This window comes from Streptomyces sp. NPDC045955, assembly GCF_056430805.1.
Map to the genome: position 1 here is coordinate 227,155 of NZ_JBWKKY010000010.1, position 26,179 is coordinate 253,333.

The window sequence follows — 26,179 nt, forward strand, 5'->3', positions numbered from 1 at the left end:
CGGGTCTAGATCCTCGGCTGCTGCTGGGTGATGCAGTGGATGCCTCCACCGCCGGCAAAGATCGTACGGGCGTCCACCAGTGTCACGGTCCGCTCCGGCAACAGGCGGCGGAAGATGCTGGCCGCGAGTTCGTCGCGCGGGTCGTCGAAACCGCACAGGACCACGCCGCCGTTGCAGAGGTAGTGGTTGATGTACGAGTAGTCGGCCCAGTGGCCGTCGGCCTCCAGGACGGTGGGAGCGGGCACCTCGACGACCTCCAGGCGGCGGCCGCGCGCGTCCGTCTGCGACCTCAGCAGGCCGATGATCTCCTTCGTCACCTCGTGGTCGGGGTGCCCCGGGTCGGGCTGCGTATGGGCCACGACCACGCCGGGGCGGGCGAAGGCCGCGACGATGTCGACGTGGCCGAGGGTGCCGAAGCCGTGGTGGGGGTACCCCCCGCTCGAGCGCAGCCGAGAGCTTGGGGGAGGGTAGTCGCCGGTCAGGCCGCGCGGGAGCCAGATCGCCTTGCGGGTGCCGAGCAGGGAGTGGATCTCGGCCTCGACCTCCTCCCGCGTCCAGCCGGGGTTGCGCTCGGGGCCCAGCTGCACGGTCTCGGTCAGCAGGACCGTCCCCTCGCCGTCCACCTGGATCGCCCCGCCCTCGTTGACGAGCCGCGAGGCGTACGTCCGGGCCCCCGCGAGGTCCGCGACGTGGGCGCCGATCTTCGCGTCGTGCTCCCAGCGGGCCCAGCTCTGGGCGCCCCAGCCGTTGAACGTCCAGTCGACGGCGGCCAGTCCGCCGCGCCCGTCGGTCAGGAAGGTCGGGCCGATGTCACGCATCCAGGCGTCGTCGAGGTCGCGTTCGACCGTCTCGATCCCCTCGCCCAGCAGGGTGCGGGCCTGCGCCGACCGGCCGGGGCCGCACACCACCGTCACCGGCTCGAACCGGCGGACCGCGCGGGCCACCGAGGCCCAGGCGATCCGGGCCGCTGCCAGGTCCTCCGGGTCGTCGAAGGTGGGGTTCGGGCCCGGCCAGGCCATCCAGGTGCGCTCGTGCGGGGCCCACTCGGCGGGCATGCGGAAGCCGTCGGCTGCTGCGGACATGGAACCTCAGAGGAAGTAGAGACGGTTGAGGGAGACGGACTCGGCCGGTTCGGAGCGCAGCGGCTCTCCGTCGAGGGTGACGAGGCCGGTGCGCTGGTCGACGTCGACGGCCCCGGTACGGGAGTTGAGGCGCAGCTCGGCCGGGCCGATCCCGCGCGTGCCGCGCACGGCGACCCTGCGGCGGCGGGTGGGCATGGTGTCGCGCCCCTGGTCCAGGGCGGCCCGCGCGACGAAGGCCACCGAGATGTCGGCCGGCGTCGCCCCGTGCGCCCCGAACTGCGGCCCCAGCACCAGGGGTTCGCAGGTGTCGGTCGCCGCGTTCGGGTCGCCGGTCACGCCGTACGCCGGGAAGCCGGCCTTCAGCACGAGCTGCGGCTTGGCCCCGAAGTACTCCGGCCGCCACAGCACGATGTCGGCGAGCTTGCCGGTTTCGATGGATCCGACCTCGTGCGAAAGCCCGTGTGCGATGGCCGGGTTGATGGTCAGCTTGGCCATGTAGCGCAGGACGCGTTCGTTGTCGTGGTGGTCGGGCGCGCCGAATTCGGCCTTCATCTTCCCGGCCATGGCGAAGGTACGGCGGACGGTCTCGCCCGCACGCCCCATGCCCTGAGCGTCCGACGAGGTGATGCCGATCGCGCCCAGGTCGTGCAGGACGTCCTCGGCGCCCATGGTTCCGGCGCGGATGCGGTCGCGGGCCATGGCGGCGTCGCCGGGCAGGCCGGGCTTGAGGTCGTGGACGGAGACGATCATGCCGTAGTGCTCGGCGACGGCGTCCCGGCCGAAGGGCAGGGTCGGGTTGGTGGAGGAGCCGATGACGTTCGGGACGCCCGCCATCTTCAGCACGTTGGGGACGTGCCCGCCGCCGCAGCCCTCGATGTGGAAGGCGTGGATGGTCCGGCCTTCCAGTACCCGCAGGGTGTCCTCCACGGACAGGCACTCGTTCAACCCGTCGCTGTGCAGGGCCACTTGGACGTCGTGCTCCTCGGCGACGCGCAGCGCGGTGTCCAGCGCACGCGTGTGGGCGCCCATGTCCTCGTGCACCTTGAAGCCGCAGGCGCCGCCCTCGGCGAGGGCCTCGACCAGCGGCGCCGGACGGGAGGAGGAACCCCGCCCCAGGAAGCCGATGTTGACGGGCCAGGCGTCGAAGGCGTTGAACGCGTGCCGCAGTGCCCAGGGCGAGTTGACACCGACGCCCCACACGGGCCCGAACTCCTGGCCGATGACCGTGGTCACGCCGGAGGCGAGCGAGGCCTCCATGACGCGCGGCGACAGCAGGTGGACGTGCGTGTCGACGGCTCCGGCGGTGGCGACGAGGCCTTCACCGGACACGATCGAGGTCCCGGTGCCCACGACGACGTCGACCCCGTCGAGGGTGTCGGGGTTCCCGGCCCGCCCGATCGAGCAGATCCGTCCCTCCCGGATGCCGATCGACACCTTCCGGACGCCCTGCACGGCGTCGATCACCACGACGTTGCTGATGACGACGTCACAGGTCTCCCGGACGGCGGCGGCCTTGAGGTGCAGCCCGTCGCGGGCGGTCTTGCCGAACCCGGCGAGGAACTCGTCGCCGTACCGCTGGGCGTCGGACTCGACACGGACGACCAGGCCGGAGTCGCCGAGGCGGATGCGGTCACCGGCGCGGGGGCCGTGGGTGGCGGCGTACTCGTACGGGGTGAGGCGGCGGGCCTCGGCGGGGTGGCCTCCTGGGCGGCTCATCGCTCGGCCTCCTGATCAGGAGTTTCCGCTACACCGAGGTATCCGCAGGCGGCGGCCCGCCGCAGGGCCTCCTCCTTCGCGCCCGGCGCGTCCAGCGGCCCGTCGACGAGCCCGGCGAACCCGATCGCGATCCGCTCGCCCCCGATCGGCACCAGCCCCACCTCGACGCTCTCCCCCGGCCCGAACCGCACGGAGGACCCGGCGGGCACGGCCAGGCGCATGCCGTAGGCCCGCTCGCGGGCGAAGTCGAGCCGCGGGTTGGCCTCGAAGAAGTGGAAGTGGGAGGTGACGGAGACGGGCACGGTGGCGGTGTTGGAGACCGTCAGCCGTACGACGGCCTCGGGCTCGGCGTGCCCGGGCCCGGGGAGCAGCGCGCCCGGGGCCCGGTCGCCGAGGCCGGCGCCGATCGGATCGCTGACGACGGCGAGCCGCGAGCCGTCGTCGAAGACCGCCTCGACATGCACCTCGGTGACGACGTCGGCGACTCCGGGCAGCACGTCGTCCGGCCCGAGGACGGCCCGGGCGGCCTCGACGGCCTCCGCGAGCCGCTTGCCGTCCCGGGCGGCCTCGCACACCGTGTCGGCGATGAGGGCGGTCGCCTCGGGGACGTTGAGCCGCAGCCCTCTGGCCCTGCGGGCGCGGGCGAGCTCGGCGGCGCCGAAGAGCAGCAGCCGGTCGCGTTCGGTCGGGGTCAGCCGCATGTCACTCCCTCGATTTAGAGCAGCACTCTAAACACGAAACCCCTTTCACGGAAGGTTAACTGCGAGCAGTTACGCCCATCACATCGAACGTCGCTCAAACCGAGGGAGACAAGTATGCCCGCAGGGCGGGGCGTCGTACGGGATCGTCTACGGGCTGGCCGGGGCTGATGCTGGCCTGCTGGTGCCGCACTCTTCGGCACCTTCACGGCGTACGCGGCCCGGGCCGCCTCGACCACGCGGGCCCGCTGGTCGGCGCGGCCCCCACCTGCGGCCACGGCCTGCGTCTCGCGGACGCCCTCCAGGTGTTCGACCGCCGTGCGCGGGGCGGCGTCTACTGGTACCGCGTCGGCCCCGGGTTCCATGCGGATGGAGTCCGGGGCCGAGGTGGCAGGCGCTGTTTCCCGCCCGACCGATCAGGGCTCGGCTTCTTGGCCGACCGATTCGGGCGGTGAGTGGGCATAGGCCAGGGCCCGGGGGCTGGGGCGGAGCCCCCGGTGGGCGCGGGCACTCAGCCCAGCTGATGCATCCAGCCGTGCTTGTCCTCCGCCGTACCGCGCTGGATGTCGAGCAGGGCCTGGCGGAGCCGGAGCGTGACCTCGCCCGGCTCGCCCCCGCTCTGCCGCCACTCGGCCCCGGCCCGCTTCACCGTCCCGACCGGCGTGATCACCGCGGCCGTACCGCAGGCGAACACCTCCGTGAGCGACCCGTTCTCCGAGTCCCGCTGCCACTGGTCGGCCGAGACCCGGCCCTCCTCGGCCTCGTACCCGAGGTCACGGGCGACGGCGAGCAGGGAGTCCCGCGTGACGCCCTCCAGGATGGAGCCCGTGAGGGACGGCGTGACGATCTTGTTGCCGTACACGAAGTACAGGTTCATGCCGCCGAGCTCCTCGACCCACTTGTGCTCGACCGCGTCGAGGTAGCAGACCTGGTCACAGCCCTTGGCCGCGGCCTCGGCCTGCGCGAGCAGGGACGCCGCGTAGTTGCCGCCGGTCTTGGCGTCGCCCATGCCGCCGGGGACGGCACGGACGCGGTCCTCGGAGACCCAGATCGAGACCGGCTTGACGCCGCCCGGGAAGTACGCGCCGGCCGGGGAGGCGATGACCAGGAACAGGTACTCGTTGGCCGGCTTCACACCCAGCCCGACCTCGGTCGCGATCATGAACGGGCGCAGGTAGAGGGACTCCTCCCCGCCGTGCGCCGGCACCCACGCCTTGTCCTGCTTCACCAGCGCGTCGCACGCCTCGATGAACGTCTCGACCGGCAGCTCGGGCATCGCCAGCCGGCGCGCGGAGCTCTGGAAGCGCTCGGCGTTCTTCTCCGGCCGGAACGTGGCGACCGAGCCGTCGGGGCGGCGGTAGGCCTTCAGCCCCTCGAAGATCTCCTGCGCGTAGTGCAGGACCGTGGTGGCGGGGTCGAGGGAGATCGGCGCGTACGGCACGAGCTGGCCGTCGTGCCAGCCGCGGCCCTCCGTCCACTTGATCGTCACCATGTGGTCGGTGAAGTGGCGGCCGAACCCGGGGTTGGCCAGGATCGCCTCCCGTTCTGCGGCGGAGAGCGGGTTGGCGGAGGGCTTGAGCTCGATCGTGGGCGTCGTCATGGGTTGAAGTCCTTCACCGGTTGTAGTGACGGGCCGCGCTCGGTACAGCTCTGATGGTGACCAGTGCTAGGACGTCCGAGCATTCCCTCGTTCCGCGGCCTCGCGTTCGATTATCGCCCGGGGGCGACGGAGGACGGAACGGGGTGAATGCGGCCCGGTGATCGATGGTGACACCCGGCGGGAACATGCGAAAGCCGCCGGGTGCGGATGCGACCCGGCGGCTTGGTTCAAGCAGCGGCGGGTCAGCCGGCTACTCGTACGGCGAGCGCGTCGCCGATCTCCGAGGTGGAGCGGGCGGGCTTGCCGGTGCGCTCCGACAGGTCGGCGGAGACCGCCTCGTCGATCCGGGCGGCCTCGGCCTCGTAGCCGAGGTGGCGCAGGAGCAGGGCGACGGACAGCACCGTGGCGGTCGGGTCGGCCTTGCCCTGGCCGGCGATGTCCGGGGCCGAGCCGTGCACGGGCTCGAACATCGAGGGGAACTCTCCGGACGGGTTGATGTTGCCGGAGGCCGCCACGCCGATGCCGCCGGAGACGGCCGCGGCGAGGTCGGTGATGATGTCGCCGAAGAGGTTGTCGGTGACGATCACGTCGAAGCGCTCGGGCTGGGTGACCAGGTAGATGGTCGCCGCGTCGACGTGCATGTACTCGGTGGTGACCTCGGGGAACTCCTCGGCCACCTTGTTGAAGATGTTGGTCCACAGGTGACCCGCGAAGGTCAGCACGTTGTTCTTGTGGATCAGCGCCAGCTTCTTGCGCGGGCGGGCCTGGGCACGCGCGAAGGCGTCGCGGACCACGCGCTCGACACCGAAGGCCGTGTTCACGGACACCTCGGTGGCGACCTCGTGCTCGGTGCCCTTGCGGATCGTGCCGCCGTTGCCCGTGTACGGGCCCTCGGTGCCCTCGCGGACCACGACGAAGTCGATCTGCGGCTCACCGGCCAGCGGGGTGGCGACACCCGGCAGCAGCTTCGAGGGACGCAGGTTGACGTGGTGGTCGAAGGCGAAGCGGAGCTTCAGCAGGAAGCCGCGCTCCAGGACGCCGGACGGCACGCTCGGGTCGCCGATCGCGCCGAGCAGGATGGCGTCGTGCTTCTTCAGGGCGTCGAGGTCGGCGTCGGTGAGGGTCTCACCGGTGGCGTGATAGCGCTTGGCGCCGAAGTCGTACTCCTTGGTCTCCAGCTTCACATCCTGCGGAAGGACGGCGGAGAGGACCTTCAGGCCTTCGGCCACGACTTCCTGGCCGATGCCGTCACCGGGAATCACTGCGAGATTGATGCTGCGAGACATGCGGGCACCCTACTCCTCGTCCCATGGAATGACACAGGGTGTCCGTGATGCGGACAGGTGATACGGTCACCCGCCCGGGGGGCCGCACTCGGCCGACGGTTTCCGTTCACCCGTATGTGGGGCGGACGTTGGCCTTCGCTGGGAAGTTGACCCGACATGGAGATCCCCCACTTCGGCATCCCGCCCGAACTCGCCCGCCGGATGAGCATGGCGGAACAGCACGAGTACCTGCGCACGCGGCTGTCGCGGCGCCGCACGCTGGTGACGGCGGGCGCGGTCGCGGGCGGTCTGCTGACCGGCTGCTCCGGCTCCGGACCGGCGGGCGGTACGGCGACCAGGAGCCCGTCGCCGAGCGCCTCGCAGGCGCCCGGCTCCCACATCACTCCCTTCGGCCGCCACCTCGCCTTCGGCGCCGACCCGAAGACGCAGATGCGGATCTCCTGGCAGGTGCCGCTGGCGGTGCGCAAGCCGTACGTCCGGGTGGGCCTGCGCCCCGACGACCTCGGCCGCAAGATCGAGGCGGAGCTGCGCGACCTGCACACCCCGGAGCTGAAGGGCGTACGGGCCGCCGTCGAGCAGTACTACCTGCACGCGGCGCTGGACGGCCTGCGCCCGGACACGACCTACTACTACGGCGTCGGCCACGAGGGCTTCGACCCGGCGTCCCCGCGGCACCGGTCGACCGTCACGTCCTTCCGTACGGCCCCCGCGAGCCCGCCCGAGCGGTTCGTGTTCACCGCGTTCGGCGACCAGGGCGTCGGCGAGGAGGCAGCCCTCAACGACCGTCTGCTGCTGCGCCGCAGCCCGGCGTTCCATCTCCACGCCGGCGACATCTGCTACGCCGACCCGACCGGCAAGGGCAGGGAGTCGGACGTCTTCGACGCCGGGCAGTGGGACCGGTTCCTGAAGCAGACCGAGCCGGTGGCCAGGTCGGTGCCGTGGATGGTGACGACCGGCAACCACGACATGGAGGCCTGGTACTCGCCGGACGGCTACGGCGGCCAACTCGCCCGTTTCTCCCTGCCGGACAGCGGCTTCGACGCGCGCACGGCGCCGGGGGTGTACGCCTTCACGTACGGCAACGTCGGCGTGGTCGCGCTGGACGCGAACGACGTGTCCTACGAGATCCCGGCCAACTTCGGCTACACGGAAGGCAGGCAGACCAAGTGGCTGGACCGGAAGCTCGGCGAGCTGAGGTCCTCGAAGGACGTCGACTTCATCGTCGTCTTCTTCCACCACTGCGCGTACTCGACGTCGACGCACGCCTCCGACGGCGGGGTGCGCGCCGAGTGGCTGCCGCTGTTCGCCGAGCACGAGGTGGACTTGGTGATCAACGGGCACAACCATGTGTACGAGCGGACCGACGCCGTCAAGAACGGCGAGGTGGGCAGGCCTGTTCCGGTCGGCGGGACGACGGACCCCAGGCGGGACGGGATCGTGTACGTCACCGCGGGCGGCGGCGGCAAAGAGCTGTACGGCTTCCCGGACGGCGTGAAGGAGAGCTACGAGGGGAACACCGCCGACCGCGAGTCGGTCGCCACGTTCCGGTGGAGCAAATCCCAGGACACGAAGGCGGAGTCGGTGCAGTGGTCGCGCGTGCGCTACCGCGGGTTCTCGTTCCTCTCGGTGGAGGCGGTCAGCGGCGCCGCGCCGAGGCTGAAGGTGTCGGCGCTGGCGTCGAGCGGGGAGCGGATCGACCATTTCGAGGTGCGGCGCGGGGCGTGAGGCCCGGCGCCGCACCTCGTCGGGCGGCTCCCGGTCCTGTGCGGCTCAGTGGCCGGTGGATCCGCCGTTGTCCCTGCGGTCGAGGGCGCGCTGGAGCGCTGCGGCGGCGTTCTTGCGGTCGGACTCGCTCGTACGGGAAACGTGACGGACTCGGCGGCGGACGGTCGTCTCGGCCATGGGAAATCGACTCCTTCGACAGCACGGAGTGCACAAGGGGGTTACGAGACGCCGGATGGGGCGGGGAGCGGTGCCACAGGGGTTGCCTGCACGGGGCCCGGCTCACGACCGCCATTCGCTTGGTCGAGCGAGACGTTCGGCTCCTACAAAACTAAGGGAGTCCGGAGCGTCTGTCTCCACAATTACTCGGACTTCCTACTATCTGAGACAGTGGACCCGGTCACACCGCGCTGACGTGCGGTGATTCCTAGAGCACATCTCCGTCGCGCCAGTCGAAGAGCAGTTCGTGCGCGGGGTCGAGCGGGCCGGCGAGGGCGGGCCGGACGTAGGTGCTGTCCTCTTCCTCCGGTAGGCGGACGACGCCGCGCTGCGGGCTGAGGGCGTGCACCTGGCCGCGCCACAGCCGCCAGCCGCGCGAGGTGTAGAGCCGGGCGCCGTCGTCACTGGCGGAGAGGGCGCCCAGGTCGTACGCGCGGTCGACGATGCGTTCCAGCTCCGCCATGACCTGCCCACCGAGGCCGGAGCGGCGGGCGTCGGCGCGTACGGCGACGTTCTCGACGTACCCGGCGCGCAGCCACCGGCCGCGGTGGCGCACCCGGCGCATCACGACCGCCCCGTGCGCGGCGAGCCCGGAGCCGTCGTGCACGAGGACGTGCATGCCGCCGAGGCCGTGGTCCCAGTCCTCGTCGCCGAAGTCGCCGTCGAAGGCGGCGTCCAGCAGGGCCCGTACGGCGCCGAGTTCGGCGGGGGTGAGGTCGGCGGTGTGGGCGGTGCGCGCGCGGGTGGTCATCGGCCCAGTCTCCCCGGCGGACATGCCGACGGGCCAGGTCATTTCGTGACCCGGCCCGTCGGTGCCGCGGGGCTCAGCCCATGTGCGGGTAGGTGTAGTCGGTCGGCGGGACCAGCGTCTCCTTGATGGCGCGGGTCAGGGTCCAGCGCATCAGGTTCTGCGGGGCGCCGGCCTTGTCGTTGGTGCCGGAGGCACGGCCGCCGCCGAAGGGCTGCTGGCCGACGACGGCGCCGGTCGACTTGTCGTTGATGTAGAAGTTGCCGGCCGCGTAACGGAGCTTGTCCGCCGTGTAGGCCGCCGCCGCACGGTCGTTGGCGATGACCGAGCCGGTCAGGGCGTAGTCGGAGACGGACTCCATCTGCGTCAGCATCTCGTCGTACTTGTCGTCCTCGTAGACGTGGACGGCGATGACCGGGCCGAAGTACTCGGTGCGGAAGACCTCGTTCTCCGGGTCGCTGCACTCGATGACCGTCGGGCGGACGAACCAGCCCTCGGAGTCGTCGTAGGTGCCGCCCGCGACGATCGTGCAGGAGGGGTCCTCCTGGGCACGGTCGATGGCGGCCTTGTTCTTGGCGAAGGCACGCTCGTCGATGACGGCGCCGATGAAGTTCGACAGGTCGGTGACGTCGCCCATCTTGATGCCGTCGACCTCGGCGGCCCACTCCTCCTTGAAACCGGAGTTCCAGATCGAGGCGGGGATGTACGCCCGGGAGGTGGCGCTGCACTTCTGGCCCTGGTACTCGAAGGCACCGCGGGTGAGCGCCGTCTTCAGGATGGCCGGGTCGGCGGACGGGTGGGCGACGAGGAAGTCCTTGCCGCCGGTCTCGCCGACCAGGCGCGGGTAGGTGCGGTACTTCTCGATGTTGTTGCCGACCGTCTTCCACAGGTACTGGAAGGTCTTGGTCGAGCCGGTGAAGTGGATGCCGGCGAGGTCGCGGTGCTCCAGGGCGACCTTGGAGACCTCGATGCCGTCACCGGTGACGAGGTTGATGACGCCCTTGGGCAGGCCGGCCTCCTCCAGGAGCTGCATGAGCAGCACCGCGGCGTGGGTCTGCGTCGGGGACGGCTTCCAGACGACGACATTGCCCATCAGGGCCGGGGCCGTCGGCAGGTTGCCCGCGATCGCCGTGAAGTTGAAGGGCGTGATCGCGTAGACGAAGCCCTCCAGCGGGCGGTGGTCCAGACGGTTCCACACGCCCGGGGAGTTGGCCGGGGGCTGCTCGGCCAGGAGCTTGCGGGCGTAGGAGACGTTGAACCGCCAGAAGTCGATCAGCTCGCAGGGCGTGTCGATCTCGGCCTGCTGGGCGGTCTTGGACTGGCCGAGCATGGTGGAGGCGGCGAGCGTCTCGCGCCAGGGGCCGGAGAGCAGCTCGGCGGCGCGCAGGATGATCGCCGCGCGGTCGTCGAAGGACATCGCACGCCAGGCGGGAGCGGCGGCCAGGGCCGCGTCGATGGCGTCCTGGGCGTCCGCCTGCGTGGCGTTGCGGTACGTGCCGAGCACGGCCTGGTGGTTGTGCGGCTGGACGACCTTGAAGGCCTCGCCGCCGCCCATCCGCTTCTCGCCGCCGATGGTGCAGGGCAGGTCGACGGGGTTGTCGGCCAGCTCCTTCAGCCTGGCCTCCAGCCGGGCACGCTCGGGCGAGCCGGGGGCATAGCCGTGCACCGGCTCGTTGACGGGGGTGGGGACCTGGGTCACAGCGTCCATGTTTTCCGTAACTCCTTACTGAGCGGTGATGCGGTCTCAGCCCTTGACGAGCCTCAGTCCTTGGTGGGCCTCAGCCCTTGTCGGGCTCTCAGCCCTTCGTCAGCATCGAGCGGGCGAAGAAGCGCAGGTTGGCCGGCTTCTCCGCGAGTCGGCGCATGAAGTAGCCGTACCAGTCGGTGCCGTACGCGGTGTACACGCGCATCCGGTGGCCCTCGGCGGCCAGCCGCAGGTGCTCCTCGGTGCGGATGCCGTAGAGCATCTGGAACTCGTACTCGTCGAGCTTTCGCCCGGCGCGGTGGGCGAGCTCCTGGCCGATGGCGATCAGGCGCGGGTCGTGGGACCCGATCATCGGGTACCCCTCCCCTTGCATCAACGTCCCGAGGATCCGAACGTATGCCCGATCGATCTCGTGTTTGCCCAGATACGCGACCGAGCCCGGCTCCTTGTACGCGCCCTTGACCAGGCGCACCCGGCTGCCGTTCGCGGCGAGGCGGCGGGCGTCTGCCTCGGTGCGGAAGAGGTACGCCTGGATGACGCAGCCGGTCTGCGGGAAGTCCTTCCGCAGCTCCTCGTGGATGGCGAACATCGAGTCGAGGGTGGTGTGGTCCTCGGCGTCCAGGGTGACCGTGGTGCCGATCTCGGCGGCGGCCTCGACGACCGGGCGGACGTTGGCGAGGGCCAGTTCGTGGCCGCCGTCCAGGGCCTGCCCGAACATCGACAGCTTCACGGACATCTCGGCGCGGGTGCCGAGCTCCAGCGGCTTCAGGCGGTCGATCAGCTCCAGGTAGGCGTCCCGCGCGGCGGCGGCCTGGGTGGGGTTGGTGATGTCCTCGCCGACGACGTCCATCGTCAGCTCCAGACCCTGCCCGGTGAGCTCCCGGATGACCGGCACGACGTCGTCGACGCCCTCGCCCGCGATGAAGCGGTCGACGACCTGCTTGGTCACCGGGGCCGCCGAAACCAGGCGTCGCATCCGGTCGCTGCGCGACGCGGCGAGAATCACGGGACCCAGCACGGGGCACCTCCAGAGCACAACCAACGGAAGGCCGGACCCCGGGCGGATGACGCTTCGGGTACGGCACGGAGAACCACCGTGAAACCTAAGGATCCCTCCGATCGTCGGCCATCGACAGCTGTCACGCATCCGTGCCACAGATCTCAGACAGATGTATGAAGGGTGCCTCGGAGTGCGGGACAATGCGGGGATGACGTCGGAACACAGGGGTGACTACGAGGAACTGGTCGACGAGATCTCGGAGCTGCTCGGGGCGCCCGCGACGCTGGAGAACCGGGACTTCGAGCTGATCGCCTTCGGCGCGTACGACAGTGAGGGCGACCTCGATCCGTCGGCCCTGGACCCGGTGCGCACCCGCTCGATCCTCACCCGCCGCTCGACGGCGGCCGTCCGGGCGTGGTTCGAGGGCTTCGGCATCACGCGTGCGACCGGCCCGGTCCGCATCCCGCCGACGCCGGAGGCCGGGGTGTACCGGGGCCGGATCTGCCTGCCCGTCCGGCACCGGGGCGTGGTCCACGGCTACGTCTGGCTGCTGGACGACGATCCCGGCCCGAGCGAACGCCAGCTGTCCGCCGCCATGCAGGTCACGACCCGGATCGGGGCGCTGCTCGCGGACGAGGCCCAACACGGTGCCGACCTCAGCCGCGAGCTGCGGGCCGTCCTCACCGCCGACCGCGACTGGCAACGCGACATGGCCATCGCGGAACTCCGCACCGCCCTCGGCCCGCGCGCCGACGGTCTCCACACAGTGCTCTGCGTCGCCCCCTGGCCCACGGCCGACCCCGACGACGCGCCGTCGGTCCGCACGATGCCGGGCGCGACAGCCCTGTGCACCCTGCCGTGGGGGGCGTCGTCCCAGTGCGTGGCCGCCCTGATCCGCCTCCGCTCGCCGGATGTGCTGACCCCGGCGACGACAGCGGCGACCCGCCTGCTGGAGCGGGCGGGCGGGGGAACCGGTCCGGCCGGTGGCGCCTCGCGCGGGGCGGGTGCCGGGGCCGGATCCGTCGCCGCGGGGCTCGCAACTCCCCGCTCCGGTCTCGCCGAGCTGGGAAGCGCCTGGTGGGAGGCCTCGGCGGCGGCGCGGGCCACGTTGGCCGAACCCCGGCTGGGACCCGTCGCCGAGTGGGCGTCCATCGGGCCGTTCCGGCTGCTCACCGCGCTGCCGCCGGAGGTGGCCCGCGACCCAGCGGTGCACGCCCTGCTCTTCCCCGTCCACCGGGAGCTGGCCCGTACCGCCGAGGTCTACCTCGACTGCGCGGGCCAGGCCGCCCGGGCCGCCGCCGAGCTCGGCATCCACCGCCAGACCCTGTACTACCGCCTGTCCCGGATCGAGAAGCTCGCCGACCTGGACCTGGACGACGGCGAGGACCGCCTGCTCCTGCACATGGCGTTGAAGGGCGCCAGGCTCGCACAGGGTCACGGCATCGGGCCGTCCGGGTGAGTCCGTCGCCCGAACGGAAGGTTTGAAGGCGGACCCGGGCCGTCGCAGGGCGAACGGGACGCGTCGGCCCTGACCGAGTGGATGCGCATGGCGGGTGCCACCCCCAAGGCCGGGACCCACGCATCCCCGCCCGAGAGCACTTCCGCCCCGTCCCCTGACGGCCGGGCAGTCCGGACCGCTTCTGAAAATGATTGTCATCATGCTACGGTCATGGCACGCCCGTCCTTTACCAGGCCTTGACCGAGGTGTCCCGTGCGCGTCCCCGCCCGTCTTGTCCCCCTCGCTGCCCTCAGCGCGGCTTCCGCCCTGCTCACCGGCTGCTTCTCCGGTGGGCAGTCGGCCACCGACGACTCCGGGGCAGGGGGCAAGCGCATACGCGTCGCGATGATGCTGCCCCCGCGCTCGGCGCTGTCCACACTGTCGGACGACGCCTTCAAGCTGTCGCGCTGGTCCACGGCGGAGACCCTGGTGAAACTGGACGCGGACGGTGACGCCGAACCGGCACTGGCCACCGAGTGGACCCAGTCCGGCCGGACGTGGACCTTCACCCTGCGCGACGGCGTCACCTTCCACGACGGGACGAAGCTCACCGCCGAGACCGTCGTCAACTCCCTCACCAAGGCCGCCGCCGCCTCCCCCAAGCCCCGCATCCTCGACGGCGTGGACCTGACCGCGAAGGCCGACGGCGACAAGGTCACCGTCACCACCGCCACCGAGGACCCCCTGGTCCCGCAGCGGCTCAGCTCCCCGCAGCTGTCGATCCTGGCGGCCAAGGCCTACCGGGGGAAGACCGTCAGCCCCGTCGGCGCGGGCACCGGCCCCTTCGAACTGACGAAGGTCAACGGCACCTCCTCCGCCGCCCTCGACCGCTACGACGGCTACTGGGGAAAGAAGGCCAAGGCCCCCGGCATCGATGTCCGGTTCGTGCCCGACGGCACCGCCCGGGCCGCCGCCCTGCGCACCGGCGAGGCCGACATCGTCGAGGCGGTGCCGGTGTCGCAGGCGGCGGTGCTGGACCAGGACCTGATCACCGAGGTGCCCATGCCGCGCACCAACACCCTGTACCTCAACACCGAGAAGGGCGTCTTCAAGGACGCCGCGCTGCGGGCGGCGGCCCGTGAGGCGATCGACGCCGAGTCGATCGTGAAGGGCGTGTACGAGGGGCGCGCCGATGTCGCGGCGGGGCTGCTCGGCCCCGCCCTGCCGTGGGCGGCCGAGCTGCGCAAGCCGGTGCAGCGGGCCGAGGCCGGCGACCCGGCCGGCAAGACGATCACCATCGGCACCTTCACCGACCGCGCCGAGCTGCCCGAGGTCGCCGCCGCGCTGCAACAGCAGCTTCAGAAGGCCGGCTTCAAGGTGAAGCTCGACGTCCGCGAGTACGCCAACATCGAGTCCGACGCGCTGGCGGGCCGCTTCGACGCGTTCATCCTCTCCCGCGCCACCGTCCTGGACTCCGGCGACCCGGCCGCCTACCTCTACAGCGACTTCGCCTCCGACGGCTCCTTCAACATCCCCCAGCTCGCGGACCCGGTCGTGGACAAGGCCCTGAAGAAGGCCGGCGAGACGGCGGCCGGCGACGCCCGGCGCAAGGCGGTCATCGCCGCCGAGGCCGCCGTACTCGGCACGGACGCGGCCGTGCCCATGCTGCACGAGCGCGTGATCCAGGGCGACGCCGCCGGCGTGACCGGCGTCGCCCACGACCCGCGCGAGCGGGAACTGGTCACGGCGGACACCTACGTCAAGTGAGAGCCCGGATACGGCGGTTGGCGGACGCCGCCACCCTGACCCGCCTGCTCTGCCTGATCGCCGTCCTGGCCGCCGTCGGCCTACTGCCCTGGCTCTCCGGGCGGGACCCGGCGCTGGCCGTGCTGCGGGCCCGCTCCGCCGAGCAGGACCCGACGAAGGAGGCCCTGGACTCCGTACGCCGGGACCTCGGTCTGGACGCCGGGCCCCTGTCCCTGCTCGCCCACTGGGCCTCGGACCTGCTGCACGGCGACCTCGGCACCTCCTGGGTGTCGGGCACCGAGGTCCTGCCCTCGGTGGTCTCCGGACTCCAGGTGTCACTGGCGCTGATGGGCGCCTCGCTCGGCCTGGCCCTGCTGCTCGCGTGCACCCTCGTCGCGCCGGTGCTGGTGCGGGGCCGGTCCTCGGCCGGGGCGTGGGCCGCGATGCTGGTCGCCATACCCGAGTTCCTGCTGGCCACGGTCGTGCTGCTGGTGTTCGGGGTGTGGCTGGGATGGCTGCCGACGTCGGGCTGGGCGGGGCCGCAGAACATGGTCCTGCCCGCCGTGGCCCTCGGCGTACCCGGCGGCGGGCTGCTCGGCCGTCTGGTCGCGGACGCGCTGCCCGCCGTGCTCGACGAGCGGTGGGTGGAGCTGTGGCGGGCCGCCGGGGTGAGCCGGGCGCGGATCGCGGGGGCGGCGCTGCGGCGCGTCCTGCCGCCGCTGGTCCCGCAGTTCGGAATGGTCGCCGTGGGGCTCACCGGGGGCGCGGTCGCCGTGGAGACGGTCTTCGCGGTGCCGGGCATCGGCCGTACCGCGCTCGGCGCGGCCAAGTCACAGGACCTGCCGCTGCTCCAGGGCGCGGTGCTCGCGCTGCTCGCGCTCGGGCTGGTCACGGGCGCACTCGCGGCGCTCGCCCGGCGGCGGCTGCTGGGCCCGGCCCTGCGGGACGCCTCGCTGGCGCTGCCCCCGGCACGGCCGGTGCGCGCGCACCCCGCGATCCCGTCGTCGCTGTTCACCGTCCTCGCCGTGACCATCGGCTGGGGCCTGCTGCGCGATCCGTACGCCGTCAACACCACGGCCCGGCTGGCCGCGCCCTCCTGGGCCCATCCGCTCGGCACCGACGGCCTCGGCCGTGACGTGCTCGCGCGCCTCGGTCACGGCGCCGCCTCCACGGTCGGCACGGCCGCGGCCGTCTGCCTGCTGAGCCTGCTGGTCGCGCTCGCCCTGGGCTTCCTGCCCCGGATCGCGGAGGGCGCGGCGGACATCGCCAACGCACTGCCCCCGGTGATCGTCGGCATCCTGGTCGCGGCGGCCGTCGGCCCGGGCACCGGCGGCGCGGCCCTCGCGGTCGCGCTGATCTCCTGGCCGGCCCTGTCCGCGCACGCGGCGGCGCTGGTGCAGGAGGTGCGCGCCTCGGCCTTCCTGACCGCCCAACGGGCCATCGGAGCGAGCCCGTTGTGGATCCTCACCCGGCACGTCCTGCCGTCGGTGGCCGCCCCGGTCGCCCGCCATGCCCTGCTGCGTCTGCCGGGCATCGCCCTGGCCCTGGCCTCGCTGGGCTTCCTGGGCCTGGGCGCCCAGCCGCCCGCTCCCGAGTGGGGTCTGCTGCTCGACGAGTCCCGCGCCTATGTGGAGCGCGCCCCGTGGGCGGCCCTCGCCCCGGCGGTGGCGCTGGCCCTGCTGGCGGGACTCGCGGTGTCGGGCGCGGCACTCACACAGGGCCGGAGGGTGCGGCGGGTCCCCCCGGCTCCGGTCGACGTGACGAAGGAGATCCCCGTTGAAGTCTGAGCCACTGCTGTCGGTACGCGAGCTGCGGATCGCCTTCGACGGGGTCGAGGCCGTGCGCGGCCTGTCCTTCGACGTCCGGCCTCGCGAAGTGCTGGCCCTCGTCGGCGAGTCAGGAGCGGGCAAGTCCCTCACGGCCCGCGCGCTGCTCGGCATGCTGCCGCGCGGCGCGACCACGAGCGGGACGATCAGCCCGGACCTGTCGGCCCACCGGGGCCGGCGCATCTCCCTCGTCCCGCAGGACGCCCTGTCGGCCCTGTCCCCCGTGCACCGGGTGGGTGACCAACTCGCCGCCGCCGTGCGGTCGGCGGCCGGTGTCTCCGGCAAGGAGGCCCGGGCCCGGGCGGTCGCGGCCCTGGACCGCGTCGGCATCCCGGACGCGGCGCGCAAGGCGCGGGCGTACCCGCACGAGTACTCCGGCGGGATGCGGCAGCGCGCGGTGATCGCCATGGCCACGATCAACGAACCGGACGTCGTGGTCGCCGACGAACCCACCACCGCCCTCGACGAGGAGCGCCGCGACCAGGTGCTGCGGCTGCTCGCCGAGCAGCGGGAGGCGGTCGGCGCCGCGCTCGTCCTGGTCACGCACGACATGGACGCCGTACGCGGGCACGCCGACCGGATGCTGGTGATGTACGCGGGGCGGCTCACCGAACTCGGCCCGGCGGACGAGGTGTTGACCCGTCCCCGCGCCCCCTACACGGCCGGTCTGCTGGCGTCCCTCCCGCAGCACGCGCCCCCGGGCCGCCGTCTCCCGGCCCTGCGCGGCACCCCGCCCGCCCCGGGCGCGCTCCCGCCGGGCTGCGCCTTCGCCCCGCGCTGCCCGCTCGCGGCGGGCCCCTGCCACACGGAGGAGCCGGAGCCCCGGCAGGTGTCCGGACGCCTGGTCGCCTGCCATCGCTGGGAGGAACTCCCCCACCCGGCGACCGAGTTGTTCCTGAAGGAGGGGCAGCCCGCATGACCGATCCCCTGCTCGACGTCCGCGACCTGGTCGTCCGCTACGGCCAGGTCACCGCCGTGGACGGCGTGTCCTTCGCCCTGGCCGCCGGCGAGACCCTGGCGCTGAACGGCCCGTCCGGCTGCGGCAAGTCCTCCACGGCCCTGGCGGTGCTCCAGCTGCGCCGCCCGGCAGGCGGTGAAGTCCGTTTCGAGGGGCTGGAGTTGACGTCCCTCGCGGAGCGCGAGCTGCGCCCGCTACGGCCCCGTATGCAGCCCGTCTTCCAGGACCCGTACGGCTCGCTGAGCCCGCGCCACCGCATCCGCGACGCCATCGCCGAACCACTCAGGGTCCAGGGCCGCTGGGATCCCGCCGACGGCCCGGCCCGGGTCGCCGAACTCCTCGACCGGGTCGGCCTGGACCCCGCGTACGGCGACCGGCACCCGCACGAACTCTCCGGCGGCCAGTGCCAGCGCGCCGGCATCGCCCGCGCCCTGGCGTCCGAACCGCGGCTGCTGGTGCTCGACGAGCCGGTGTCGTCCCTCGACCCGTCGATACGCGCGGGCGTGCTGAACCTGCTCGCCGACCTCCAGGACGACCTGGGCCTCGGCTACCTGTTCATCTGCCACGACCGGGCGGTCGTACGGCACTTCGCGGACCGGGTCGTCGAGATGCGCGAGGGGCGTGTGAGCGTCACTTCGGGGTAGCGGCCTCGATCACCTGGCGGAGCCCCTCGGCGAGCTGCCGGGCCTCGGGCGCGCTCTTCGGATCGAAGGTCCACTGCGCCATGAGCCCCATCATCAGGGTCAGATAGAAGTAGCCGAGGGTGTCCACCCGCTCCTCCGGAACGTCCTCCTCCCGCCCACCGTGAAAGAGCGTGACGATGCCGCGCGCACCCTCCCGCTGGGCCCGCGCGAGATGCTCCCGCACCTCCGGCAGCTGGTCCCCCATGGCCACGATCTCCATGCTGAGCCGCCACATGGAACCGGGCTCCCGCATGGTGCCGATGATGTTCGCCCACACCTCGGTGAACCGCTCGAGCGACCCCGGCTCCCCGCTCAGCTCGCCGCCTCCCTCGAAGGCGCCGGACATGCCCTCCACCATCTCGACGTACGCCTGCGCCAGCAGCGCGTCCTTCGAGCCGTAGTGGTAACCGATCGACGCCAGGTTCGTCCCCGACTCCTTGACGATGTCGCGCGCGGTCGTGCGCAGGAAGCCCTTCGCCAGCAGGCAGCGCCGCGCGCCTTCGAGCAGATCCTCACGGTGTCCCATGGCTCGTCACCCTACCCCGACATCCAGACATCCGTCTTAAACAACCGTACTAGACAAGCGTTTAAGACGCCCGTACAGTCCTGCCCCATGACGACGAATCCCAACCCGCCGGCCCGCGCCGGCCGCCGCGAGTGGACGGCGCTCGGCGTGCTGATGCTGCCGTTGCTGCTGGTCTCGATGGACGTGTCCGTCCTCTACTTCGCGATCCCCGCGATCAGCGCCGACCTGGAGCCGAGTGGCACCCAACAGCTGTGGATCTTCGACATTTACGGCTTCGTCCTGGCCGGCCTGCTGATGACGATGGGCTCGCTGGGCGACCGCATCGGCCGCCGCAGGCTCCTGCTGTTCGGTGCCGCCGCCTTCGGTACGGCGTCCCTGGTCGCGGCCTACGCGAACAGTGCCGAGACCCTGATCGCCGCCCGCGCGGTCCTCGGCATCGGCGGCGCGACGCTGATGCCGTCGACGATGGCGCTGGTGCGCACGATGTTCACCGACCCCGCGCAGCGCACCAAGGCGATCGGCGTGTGGTCGGGTGTGATGACGGCCGGCATCGCGCTCGGCTCGGTGCTGAGCGGGGTGCTCGTCGAGCACTTCTGGTGGGGCTCGGTCTTCCTGGTCAACCTGCCCGCCATGGTGCTGCTCCTGGTCCTGGGGCCCTTCCTGCTGCCCGAGTCGAAAAGCCCGCGCCCGGGCCGCTTCGACTGGCTGAGCGTGCCCCTGTCGATGGCGGCGGTGCTCCCCGTGATCTACGGCCTGAAGGAACTCGCATCGGAGGGCTGGAACGTGCGATACGCCCTGTCGATGACGGTCGGCCTGCTCTTCGCCGCGCTGTTCGTCCACCGCCAGCGCACGGCGGTGTCCCCGATGATCTCGCCGGCGCTGTTCCGGAGCCGAGGCTTCAGCCCGGCCGTCGTCCTGAACCTCGTCGCCGCGTTCGGCATGATGGGCTCGGCCTACTTCACGACCCAGTACATCCAGTCGGTCCTGGACAAGAGCCCTCTCGAAGCAGCGCTGTGGAGCCTGCTGCCGTCGGTGCCCATCGGACTGGCGGCCCCGGTCAGCGCGCAGCTCGTGCAGCGGGGCGTTCCCCGCGCGTACGTCGTCGGCGGAGGCTTCGCGGTCACCGGGTGCGGCTATGTCCTGCTGGCCCTGACGGGCACCGACTCCCTCTGGCTGCTGCTGGCCGCGTGCGCCGTCCTGGCCTGCGGTGTCGTCGCCGTCATGTCCCTGGTGGCCGACCTGGCCCTGAGCGCCGCCCCAGTGGAGAGGGCGGGCGCGGCCTCGTCGCTGCTGGAGACCGGCACGGAGTTCGGCGGCGCGCTGAGCATGGCGTTTCTCGGCTCCATCGGTACGGCCGTCTACCGCCACGAGATCCCGGCCTCGGCACCCGCTCCGGCCCGCGAGACGCTGGGCGGCGCCCTGGCCGTCGCCGACCGGCTTCCCGGGCGCGCGGGGGACGCCCTGGCGACGGCGGCACGCGAGGCCTTCACCAGCGGGATGCACGCGGCGGCGGTCACGAGCGCGGTGCTGCTGGCCGGGGCGGCGGTGGCGGCGACGGTGACGCTGCGGCGGGTCCGGGTACGGGAAAACGCCGGACAGGCTGATCGACTCAGCCCGTCCGGCGTGTGAGGACGAGCCCGTTCAAGGCGAACGGGGGCCCGGGGGCGAAGCCCCCGGGCGCAGCCTCAGGCCAGGTTCACGGAGCGAGCCGAGGTCGCCCCGATCTCCGCGGCGACTTCGGCGAGCACACCGGCGGTCACCGTGTCGTCGACGGTCAGCACGGCCAGCGCCTCGCCGCCGGCCACGGCCCGCGACACCTGCATACCGGCGATGTTGATGCCCGCCTCACCGAGGATGCGACCCACCGTGCCGACGACACCCGGCCGGTCCTCGTACCTCAGGACGACCATGTGCTCGGCGAGCGCGAGGTCGACGTCGTACTCGCCGACGGCGACGATCTTCTGGAGGTGCTTGGGGCCGGCGAGCGTGCCGGAGACCGACACCTCCTCGCCGTCGGCGAGGGTGCCGCGCACGGTGACGACGTTGCGGTGCTCGGTCGCCTCCGAGCTGGTGGTCAGCCGCACCTCGACGCCGCGCTCCTGGGCGAACAGCGGGGCGTTGACGTACGACACCGTCTCGTCGACGACGTCCTCGAAGACACCCTTGAGGGCCGACAGCTCCAGCACCTTCACGTCGTGCTGGGTGATCTCGCCGTAGACCTCGACGTCGAGGCGGACCGCGACCTCACCGGCGAGCGCGGTGAAGATCCGGCCCAGGCGCTCGGCGAGCGGCAGGCCCGGCTTGACGTCCTCGGCGATGACGCCGCCCTGCACGTTCACCGCGTCCGGCACGAGCTCACCGGCGAGCGCGAGACGCACGGAACGGGCGACGGCGATACCGGCCTTCTCCTGTGCCTCGTCGGTGGAGGCACCGAGGTGCGGAGTGGCGACGACCTGGTCGAACTCGAACAGCGGCGAGTCGGTGCACGGCTCCTTGGCGTACACGTCGAGACCGGCACCGGCGACCCGGCCCTCCTTGAGGGCGGAGTACAGCGCCTCCTCGTCGACGATCCCGCCGCGCGCGGCGTTGACGATGCGCACGCTCGGCTTGACCTTGCGCAGCGCCTCGTCGCCGATCAGGCCGAGGGTCTCGGGGGTCTTCGGCAGGTGGACGGTGATGAAGTCGGAGACCTCCAGCAGCTCGTCCAGCGACAGCACCTTGACGCCCATCTGCGCGGCCCGGGCGGGCTGCACGTACGGGTCGTAGGCGACGACCTTCATGCCGAAGGCGGACATGCGCTGCGCGACGAGCGCGCCGATGCGGCCGAGGCCGACCACGCCGAGGGTCTTCTCGGCCAGCTCCACACCCGTGTACTTGCTGCGCTTCCACTCGCCGTTCTTCAGCGCGGCGTTGGCCTGCGGGATGTTGCGGGCGGTGGCGAGGAGGAGACCGCAGGCGAGCTCGGCGGCGGTCACGATGTTCGAGGTGGGGGCGTTGACGACCATCACGCCGGCCTTGGTGGCGGCGGAGACGTCCACGTTGTCCAGGCCGACGCCGGCTCGCGCGACGACCTTGAGCTTCTTCGCGGCGGCGATCGCCTCGGCGTCGACCTTGGTGGCCGAGCGGATCAGGATCGCGTCCACCTCGGCGATGGCCGGGAGCAGCTCGGCCCGGTCCGCGCCGTTGCACTGCCGGATCTCGAAATCCGGGCCCAGCGCGTCGACGGTGGCGGGCGACAGCTCTTCAGCGATGAGTACGACTGGTTTCGAGCTCACGTGAGTCCTCACAAGTCCAATGCTGCGGACGGCCGTCCCGACGGCCGCAGGCGGTGGAGGGGTGCATGCCGCGTGGAAGACGCACGACGCTGTGGGCCTGACGCGTATATATCAGCAGTGTAGTGGTGCAACGGGGGGCGTCTCACGCCAGCGCGGAAGGATCACCCGGACGGGAAAGGGCCCGGCCGCGGCGTCGGTGCCGCGGCCGGGCCCGGGGGCTCACGCCTCCTCGTCGACCCAGCTCATGAGCTTGCGCAGCTCCTTGCCGGTGGTCTCCAGCAGGTGCTCGGAGTCCTGCTTCTTGTACTCGTTATACTTCTTCAGACCGCCGTGGTACTCGTCCATCCAGTTCCGGGCGAAGGAGCCGTCCTGGATCTCGGCGAGGACCTTCTTCATCTCGGCCTTGGTGGCGTCCGTGATGATGCGCGGGCCGGTGACGTAGTCGCCCCACTCGGCGGTCTCGGAGATCGACCAGCGCATCTTCTCCAGGCCGCCCTCGTACATGAGGTCCACGATCAGCTTCAGCTCGTGCAGGCACTCGAAGTACGCGATCTCCGGCTGGTAGCCGGCCTCGGTCAGCGTCTCGAAGCCCGCCTTCACCAGCGCGGCCGTACCACCGCAGAGGACGGCCTGCTCACCGAACAGGTCCGTCTCGGTCTCCTCGGTGAAGGTCGTCTTGATGACGCCGGCGCGGGTGCCGCCGATGCCCTTGGCGTACGACAGGGCCAGCGCGAAGGCGTTGCCGGTGGCGTCCTGCTCGACGGCGGCGATGCAGGGAACGCCGCGGCCCTCCTCGTACTGGCGGCGGACCAGGTGGCCCGGGCCCTTCGGGGCGACCATGCAGACGTCCACGCCGGCCGGGGGCTTGATGAAGCCGTAGCGGATGTTCAGGCCGTGGCCGAAGAACAGCGCGTCGCCGTCCTTCAGGTTCGGGGCGATGTGCTCCTCGTAGACCTGGGCCTGGATCGGGTCCGGGACGAGGATCATGATGACGTCGGCCTCGGCGGCGGCCTCCGACGGCGTCACCACGCGCAGGCCCTGCTCCTCGGCCTTGGCCTTGGACTTGGAGCCCTCGTGCAGACCGACGCGCACGTCGACACCCGAGTCACGGAGCGACAGCGCGTGGGCGTGGCCCTGGCTGCCGTAACCGATGACCGCGACCTTGCGGCCCTGGATGATGGACAGGTCGGCGTCGGCGTCGTAGAACAGCTCGGCCACTTTGGGTTCTCTCCTCGGGAGTGCAGGTGTTGCGTCCCACCGTATGACGGGGGGCGGAAGGGAAGCTTGAGGGTCTCGGAATACGGGCGGCCGGCGGCGCGCCGACCGCCCGTTTCCCGTCTTACGCCGACCGGTCCAGGGCGCGCAGCGACCGGTCCGTGATGGAACGGGCACCGCGGCCGATCGCGATCGTGCCGGACTGGACGAGCTCCTTGATGCCGTACGGTTCCAGCATCTTGAGCATGGCGGACAGCTTCTCGCCGGATCCGGTGGCCTCGATGGTGACGGCCTCCGGGGAGACGTCGACGGTCTTGGCGCGGAACAGCTGGACGATCTCGACGATCTGGGAGCGCGTCTCGTTGTCGGCGCGCACCTTCACCAGGACGAGTTCGCGCTGCACCGCCTGCGACGGCTCCAGTTCGACGATCTTGAGCACGTTGACGAGCTTGTTGAGCTGCTTGGTCACCTGCTCCAGCGGCAGGTCCTCCACCCCCACGACGATGGTGATCCGGGAGATGTCGGGGTGCTCGGTGACACCGACGGCGAGCGAGTCGATGTTGAAGCCGCGGCGGGAGAACAGCGCGGCGATCCTGGCGAGGATGCCGGGGGTGTTCTCCACCAGGACGGAGAGCGTGTGCTTGGACATGATCTCTTCGGTCTCTCTCGCTCAGTCGTCTTCGTTGTCGCCGAAGTCGGGGCGGACGTCCCGGGCGGCCATGATCTCGTCGTTGGAGGTCCCGGCGGCGACCATCGGCCAGACCATCGCGTCCTCGTGGACGATGAAGTCGACGACGACGGGACGGTCGTTGACGGAGTTCGCCTCTTCGATGACCTTGTCGAGGTCGTCCGGGTTCTCGCAGCGGATGGCGTAGCAGCCCATGGCCTCCGACAGCTTCACGAAGTCGGGGACGCGGGTGCCGCGGGCCTGCGGGTTGACGTCGTCCGGGCCGGAGTGCAGCACGGTGTTGGAGTAGCGCTGGTTGTAGAAGAGGGTCTGCCACTGGCGGACCATCCCGAGGGCGCCGTTGTTGATGACGGCGACCTTGATCGGGATGTTGTTCAGGGCGCAGGTGGTGAGCTCCTGGTTGGTCATCTGGAAGCAGCCGTCGCCGTCGATCGCCCAGACCGCCTTGTCCGGTGCGCCGGCCTTGGCGCCCATGGCGGCCGGGACGGCGTAGCCCATGGTTCCGGCGCCGCCGGAGTTCAGCCAGGTGCCGGGCTTGTCGTACTCGATGAAGTGGGCGGCCCACATCTGGTGCTGGCCGACGCCCGCCGCGAAGATCGTGCCCTCCGGGGCGAGCTGACCGATGCGCTCGATGACCTGCTGCGGGGAGAGCGAGCCGTCGCCGGGCTGGTCGTAGCCGAGCGGGTAGGTCTCGCGCCAGCGGTTCAGGTCGTTCCACCACATGCTGTAGTCGCCCTGGTGGCCCTCGCTGTGCTCCTTCTGCACGGCCTGGATCAGGTCGGCGATGACCTCGCGGGCGTCGCCGACGATCGGCACGTCGGCGGCGCGGTTCTTGCCGATCTCGGCCGGGTCGATGTCCGCGTGGACGATCTTGGCGAGGGGCGCGAAGCTGTCCAGCTTGCCGGTGACGCGGTCGTCGAAGCGGGCACCGAGGGCGACGATCAGGTCGGCCTTCTGCAGGGCGGTGACGGCGGCCACGGAGCCGTGCATGCCGGGCATGCCCAGGTGCTGCGGGTGGTTGTCGGGGAACGAGCCGAGCGCCATCAGGGTGGTGGTGACGGGCGCGCCGGTGAGCTCGGCGAGGACCTTCAGCTCGGCGGTGGCCTGGGCCTTGAGCACGCCGCCGCCGACGTACAGCACGGGCCGCCGGGCCTGGGTGATCAGCTTGGCGGCCTCGCGGATCTGCTTGGCGTGCGGCTTGGTGACGGGCCGGTAGCCGGGCAGGTCCATGGTGGGCGGCCAGGAGAACGTGGTCTTCGCCTGGAGCGCGTCCTTGGCGATGTCGACCAGGACCGGGCCGGGGCGGCCGGTGGAGGCGATGTGGAACGCCTGGGCGATGACCTGCGGGATGTCCTCGGCCTTGGTGACGAGGAAGTTGTGCTTGGTGATCGGCATGGTGATGCCGACGATGTCCGCCTCCTGGAAGGCGTCCGTACCGATCGCCTTGGACGCCACCTGGCCGGTGATCGCGACCAGCGGCACGGAGTCCATGTGCGCGTCGGCGATCGGGGTGACCAGATTGGTGGCGCCGGGTCCCGAGGTGGCCATGCAGACGCCGACCTTGCCGGTGGCCTGGGCGTAGCCGGTGGCCGCGTGGCCGGCGCCCTGCTCGTGACGGACCAGGACGTGGCGCACCCGGGTCGAGTCCATCAGCGGGTCGTAGGCGGGAAGGATCGCACCGCCGGGAATGCCGAATACCGTGTCGGCGCCGACCTCCTCGAGGGAGCGGATGAGGGACTGCGCGCCCGTCACCTGCTCGGGGGCGGAGTGCTGTCCTCCGGATCGGGGCCGGGGCTGCGGGTGATGGGCCCCGGTGGCCTGCTCGGTCATCGGCATTCTCTTCTCAGATGCTGAGGGTTTTTTGCGAAGTTTGTGCGGTTTTCGACTGCTGCACGGAAGGCGCCCGTGCAACAAAAAACCCCTCGTGCCGTAAGGCAAGCGAGGGGAGCGCGCCGGGTGGGGTCGCTGAGCGGTCGAGGCTCAGCGTCAGCCGACGCGCTGTCCAAGTACGAGAATTCGGGTGCGCATGGCACAGACCCTCCCCCCGG

The 26,179-nt window shown here is 71.5% G+C and carries 21 protein-coding genes; 7 read left to right on the forward strand and 14 right to left on the reverse strand.

The genetic code is table 11. The annotated features are described in order from the left end of the window. Positions 1-5: 5 nt before the first annotated feature. From AC07F0_RS22485 to AC07F0_RS22505, 5 genes are all read right to left on the reverse strand, one after another. On the reverse strand, positions 6-1,082 hold the full coding sequence (locus AC07F0_RS22485) for an agmatine deiminase family protein (protein WP_478981264.1): 1,077 nt from the start codon (positions 1,080-1,082) through the stop codon (positions 6-8). Positions 1,083-1,088: 6 nt separating this feature from the next. Continuing rightward, positions 1,089-2,798, reverse strand: a complete 1,710-nt coding sequence (locus AC07F0_RS22490; RefSeq protein ID WP_478981266.1) for an urease subunit alpha — start codon at positions 2,796-2,798, stop codon at positions 1,089-1,091. Then, positions 2,795-3,499 (reverse strand): urease subunit gamma, encoded by a 705-nt coding sequence (gene ureA / locus AC07F0_RS22495; RefSeq protein WP_478981268.1) that lies wholly within the window; start codon positions 3,497-3,499, stop codon positions 2,795-2,797. The genes AC07F0_RS22490 and ureA overlap by 4 nt, the downstream gene beginning before the upstream one ends. Before the next feature lie 508 nt (positions 3,500-4,007). After that, positions 4,008-5,096 (reverse strand): branched-chain amino acid aminotransferase, encoded by a 1,089-nt coding sequence (locus AC07F0_RS22500; protein ID WP_478981269.1) that lies wholly within the window; start codon positions 5,094-5,096, stop codon positions 4,008-4,010. Positions 5,097-5,338: 242 nt separating this feature from the next. Then, positions 5,339-6,382 (reverse strand): 3-isopropylmalate dehydrogenase, encoded by a 1,044-nt coding sequence (locus AC07F0_RS22505; RefSeq protein WP_478981271.1) that lies wholly within the window; start codon positions 6,380-6,382, stop codon positions 5,339-5,341. Positions 6,383-6,538: 156 nt separating this feature from the next. On the opposite strand from AC07F0_RS22505, the gene AC07F0_RS22510 reads away from it, so the two are divergent. Next, positions 6,539-8,107 (forward strand): purple acid phosphatase family protein, encoded by a 1,569-nt coding sequence (locus AC07F0_RS22510; RefSeq protein WP_478981273.1) that lies wholly within the window; start codon positions 6,539-6,541, stop codon positions 8,105-8,107. A 45-nt stretch (positions 8,108-8,152) separates the two neighbouring features. On the opposite strand, the gene AC07F0_RS22515 is transcribed toward AC07F0_RS22510, so the two are convergent. The 4 genes from AC07F0_RS22515 to AC07F0_RS22530 all read right to left on the reverse strand — a co-directional run bounded on the left by AC07F0_RS22515 (position 8,153) and on the right by AC07F0_RS22530 (position 11,794). Next, entirely contained in the window at positions 8,153-8,284 is a 132-nt protein-coding gene (locus AC07F0_RS22515) for a hypothetical protein (protein WP_010048656.1), read from the reverse strand. Positions 8,285-8,531: 247 nt separating this feature from the next. Beyond that, a complete protein-coding gene (locus tag AC07F0_RS22520; protein ID WP_478981275.1) occupies positions 8,532-9,074 on the reverse strand; it encodes a GNAT family N-acetyltransferase in 543 nt (180 codons plus the stop codon). A gap of 73 nt (positions 9,075-9,147) precedes the next feature. Beyond that, positions 9,148-10,779, reverse strand: coding sequence for an L-glutamate gamma-semialdehyde dehydrogenase (gene pruA, locus AC07F0_RS22525; protein WP_436729761.1), 1,632 nt, complete (start codon positions 10,777-10,779; stop codon positions 9,148-9,150). An 88-nt stretch (positions 10,780-10,867) separates the two neighbouring features. Then, the gene (locus AC07F0_RS22530; protein WP_478981277.1) at positions 10,868-11,794 is read right to left on the reverse strand and encodes a proline dehydrogenase family protein; all 927 of its coding nucleotides are present in this window, start codon (positions 11,792-11,794) and stop codon (positions 10,868-10,870) included. A 190-nt stretch (positions 11,795-11,984) separates the two neighbouring features. Between AC07F0_RS22530 and AC07F0_RS22535 the strand changes: the two genes are divergently transcribed. From AC07F0_RS22535 to AC07F0_RS22555, 5 genes are all read left to right on the forward strand, one after another. After that, complete coding sequence (locus AC07F0_RS22535; protein ID WP_478981279.1) at positions 11,985-13,235, forward strand: PucR family transcriptional regulator; 1,251 nt, start codon at positions 11,985-11,987, stop codon at positions 13,233-13,235. A 252-nt stretch (positions 13,236-13,487) separates the two neighbouring features. Then, the gene (locus AC07F0_RS22540) at positions 13,488-14,981 is read left to right on the forward strand and encodes an ABC transporter substrate-binding protein (protein WP_478981281.1); all 1,494 of its coding nucleotides are present in this window, start codon (positions 13,488-13,490) and stop codon (positions 14,979-14,981) included. Next, positions 14,978-16,747: an ABC transporter permease subunit gene (locus AC07F0_RS22545; RefSeq protein ID WP_478981283.1), complete on the forward strand. Its 1,770-nt coding sequence runs from the start codon at positions 14,978-14,980 to the stop codon at positions 16,745-16,747. Before AC07F0_RS22540 ends, AC07F0_RS22545 begins: the two co-directional genes overlap by 4 nt. After that, the gene (locus tag AC07F0_RS22550; protein WP_478981285.1) at positions 16,737-17,705 is read left to right on the forward strand and encodes an ABC transporter ATP-binding protein; all 969 of its coding nucleotides are present in this window, start codon (positions 16,737-16,739) and stop codon (positions 17,703-17,705) included. The genes AC07F0_RS22545 and AC07F0_RS22550 overlap by 11 nt, the downstream gene beginning before the upstream one ends. Next, a complete protein-coding gene (locus tag AC07F0_RS22555; RefSeq protein WP_478981287.1) occupies positions 17,702-18,388 on the forward strand; it encodes an ATP-binding cassette domain-containing protein in 687 nt (228 codons plus the stop codon). Before AC07F0_RS22550 ends, AC07F0_RS22555 begins: the two co-directional genes overlap by 4 nt. Here AC07F0_RS22555 and AC07F0_RS22560 read toward each other — a convergent pair. After that, on the reverse strand, positions 18,375-18,953 hold the full coding sequence (locus AC07F0_RS22560; protein WP_478981289.1) for a TetR/AcrR family transcriptional regulator: 579 nt from the start codon (positions 18,951-18,953) through the stop codon (positions 18,375-18,377). The two genes, AC07F0_RS22555 and AC07F0_RS22560, sit on opposite strands and share 14 nt — an antisense overlap. Before the next feature lie 87 nt (positions 18,954-19,040). Between AC07F0_RS22560 and AC07F0_RS22565 the strand changes: the two genes are divergently transcribed. After that, positions 19,041-20,582 carry an MFS transporter gene (locus AC07F0_RS22565; protein WP_478981291.1) on the forward strand — a complete coding sequence of 514 codons (1,542 nt, stop codon included), beginning with the start codon at positions 19,041-19,043 and terminating at the stop codon, positions 20,580-20,582. 56 nt (positions 20,583-20,638) lie between these two features. On the opposite strand, the gene serA is transcribed toward AC07F0_RS22565, so the two are convergent. The 4 genes from serA to AC07F0_RS22585 form a co-directional block, all read right to left on the reverse strand. Next, on the reverse strand, positions 20,639-22,228 hold the full coding sequence (serA, locus tag AC07F0_RS22570) for a phosphoglycerate dehydrogenase (RefSeq protein ID WP_436729770.1): 1,590 nt from the start codon (positions 22,226-22,228) through the stop codon (positions 20,639-20,641). A gap of 219 nt (positions 22,229-22,447) precedes the next feature. After that, a complete protein-coding gene (gene ilvC / locus AC07F0_RS22575) occupies positions 22,448-23,446 on the reverse strand; it encodes a ketol-acid reductoisomerase (protein WP_436729771.1) in 999 nt (332 codons plus the stop codon). A 121-nt stretch (positions 23,447-23,567) separates the two neighbouring features. After that, the gene (gene ilvN / locus AC07F0_RS22580) at positions 23,568-24,092 is read right to left on the reverse strand and encodes an acetolactate synthase small subunit (RefSeq protein ID WP_010048631.1); all 525 of its coding nucleotides are present in this window, start codon (positions 24,090-24,092) and stop codon (positions 23,568-23,570) included. Between the two features lie 21 nt (positions 24,093-24,113). Further along, the gene (locus AC07F0_RS22585) at positions 24,114-25,961 is read right to left on the reverse strand and encodes an acetolactate synthase large subunit (protein WP_478981293.1); all 1,848 of its coding nucleotides are present in this window, start codon (positions 25,959-25,961) and stop codon (positions 24,114-24,116) included. Between the last annotated feature and the right edge of the window lie 218 nt (positions 25,962-26,179).

Excerpts from the sequence above, each read along its gene's own strand:
- AC07F0_RS22485 (WP_478981264.1), bottom strand. The coding sequence starts at position 1,082 with ATGTCCGCAGCAGCCGACGGCTTCCGCATGCCCGCCGAGTGGGCCCCG.
- AC07F0_RS22490 (WP_478981266.1), bottom strand. The coding sequence starts at position 2,798 with ATGAGCCGCCCAGGAGGCCACCCCGCCGAGGCCCGCCGCCTCACCCCG.
- ureA (WP_478981268.1), bottom strand. The coding sequence starts at position 3,499 with ATGCGGCTGACCCCGACCGAACGCGACCGGCTGCTGCTCTTCGGCGCC.
- AC07F0_RS22500 (WP_478981269.1), bottom strand. The coding sequence starts at position 5,096 with ATGACGACGCCCACGATCGAGCTCAAGCCCTCCGCCAACCCGCTCTCC.
- AC07F0_RS22505 (WP_478981271.1), bottom strand. The coding sequence starts at position 6,382 with ATGTCTCGCAGCATCAATCTCGCAGTGATTCCCGGTGACGGCATCGGC.
- AC07F0_RS22510 (WP_478981273.1), top strand. The coding sequence starts at position 6,539 with ATGGAGATCCCCCACTTCGGCATCCCGCCCGAACTCGCCCGCCGGATG.
- AC07F0_RS22515 (WP_010048656.1), bottom strand. The coding sequence starts at position 8,284 with ATGGCCGAGACGACCGTCCGCCGCCGAGTCCGTCACGTTTCCCGTACG.
- AC07F0_RS22520 (WP_478981275.1), bottom strand. The coding sequence starts at position 9,074 with ATGACCACCCGCGCGCGCACCGCCCACACCGCCGACCTCACCCCCGCC.
- pruA (WP_436729761.1), bottom strand. The coding sequence starts at position 10,779 with ATGGACGCTGTGACCCAGGTCCCCACCCCCGTCAACGAGCCGGTGCAC.
- AC07F0_RS22535 (WP_478981279.1), top strand. The coding sequence starts at position 11,985 with ATGACGTCGGAACACAGGGGTGACTACGAGGAACTGGTCGACGAGATC.
- AC07F0_RS22555 (WP_478981287.1), top strand. The coding sequence starts at position 17,702 with ATGACCGATCCCCTGCTCGACGTCCGCGACCTGGTCGTCCGCTACGGC.
- AC07F0_RS22560 (WP_478981289.1), bottom strand. The coding sequence starts at position 18,953 with ATGGGACACCGTGAGGATCTGCTCGAAGGCGCGCGGCGCTGCCTGCTG.
- AC07F0_RS22565 (WP_478981291.1), top strand. The coding sequence starts at position 19,041 with ATGACGACGAATCCCAACCCGCCGGCCCGCGCCGGCCGCCGCGAGTGG.
- ilvN (WP_010048631.1), bottom strand. The coding sequence starts at position 24,092 with ATGTCCAAGCACACGCTCTCCGTCCTGGTGGAGAACACCCCCGGCATC.
- AC07F0_RS22585 (WP_478981293.1), bottom strand. The coding sequence starts at position 25,961 with ATGACCGAGCAGGCCACCGGGGCCCATCACCCGCAGCCCCGGCCCCGA.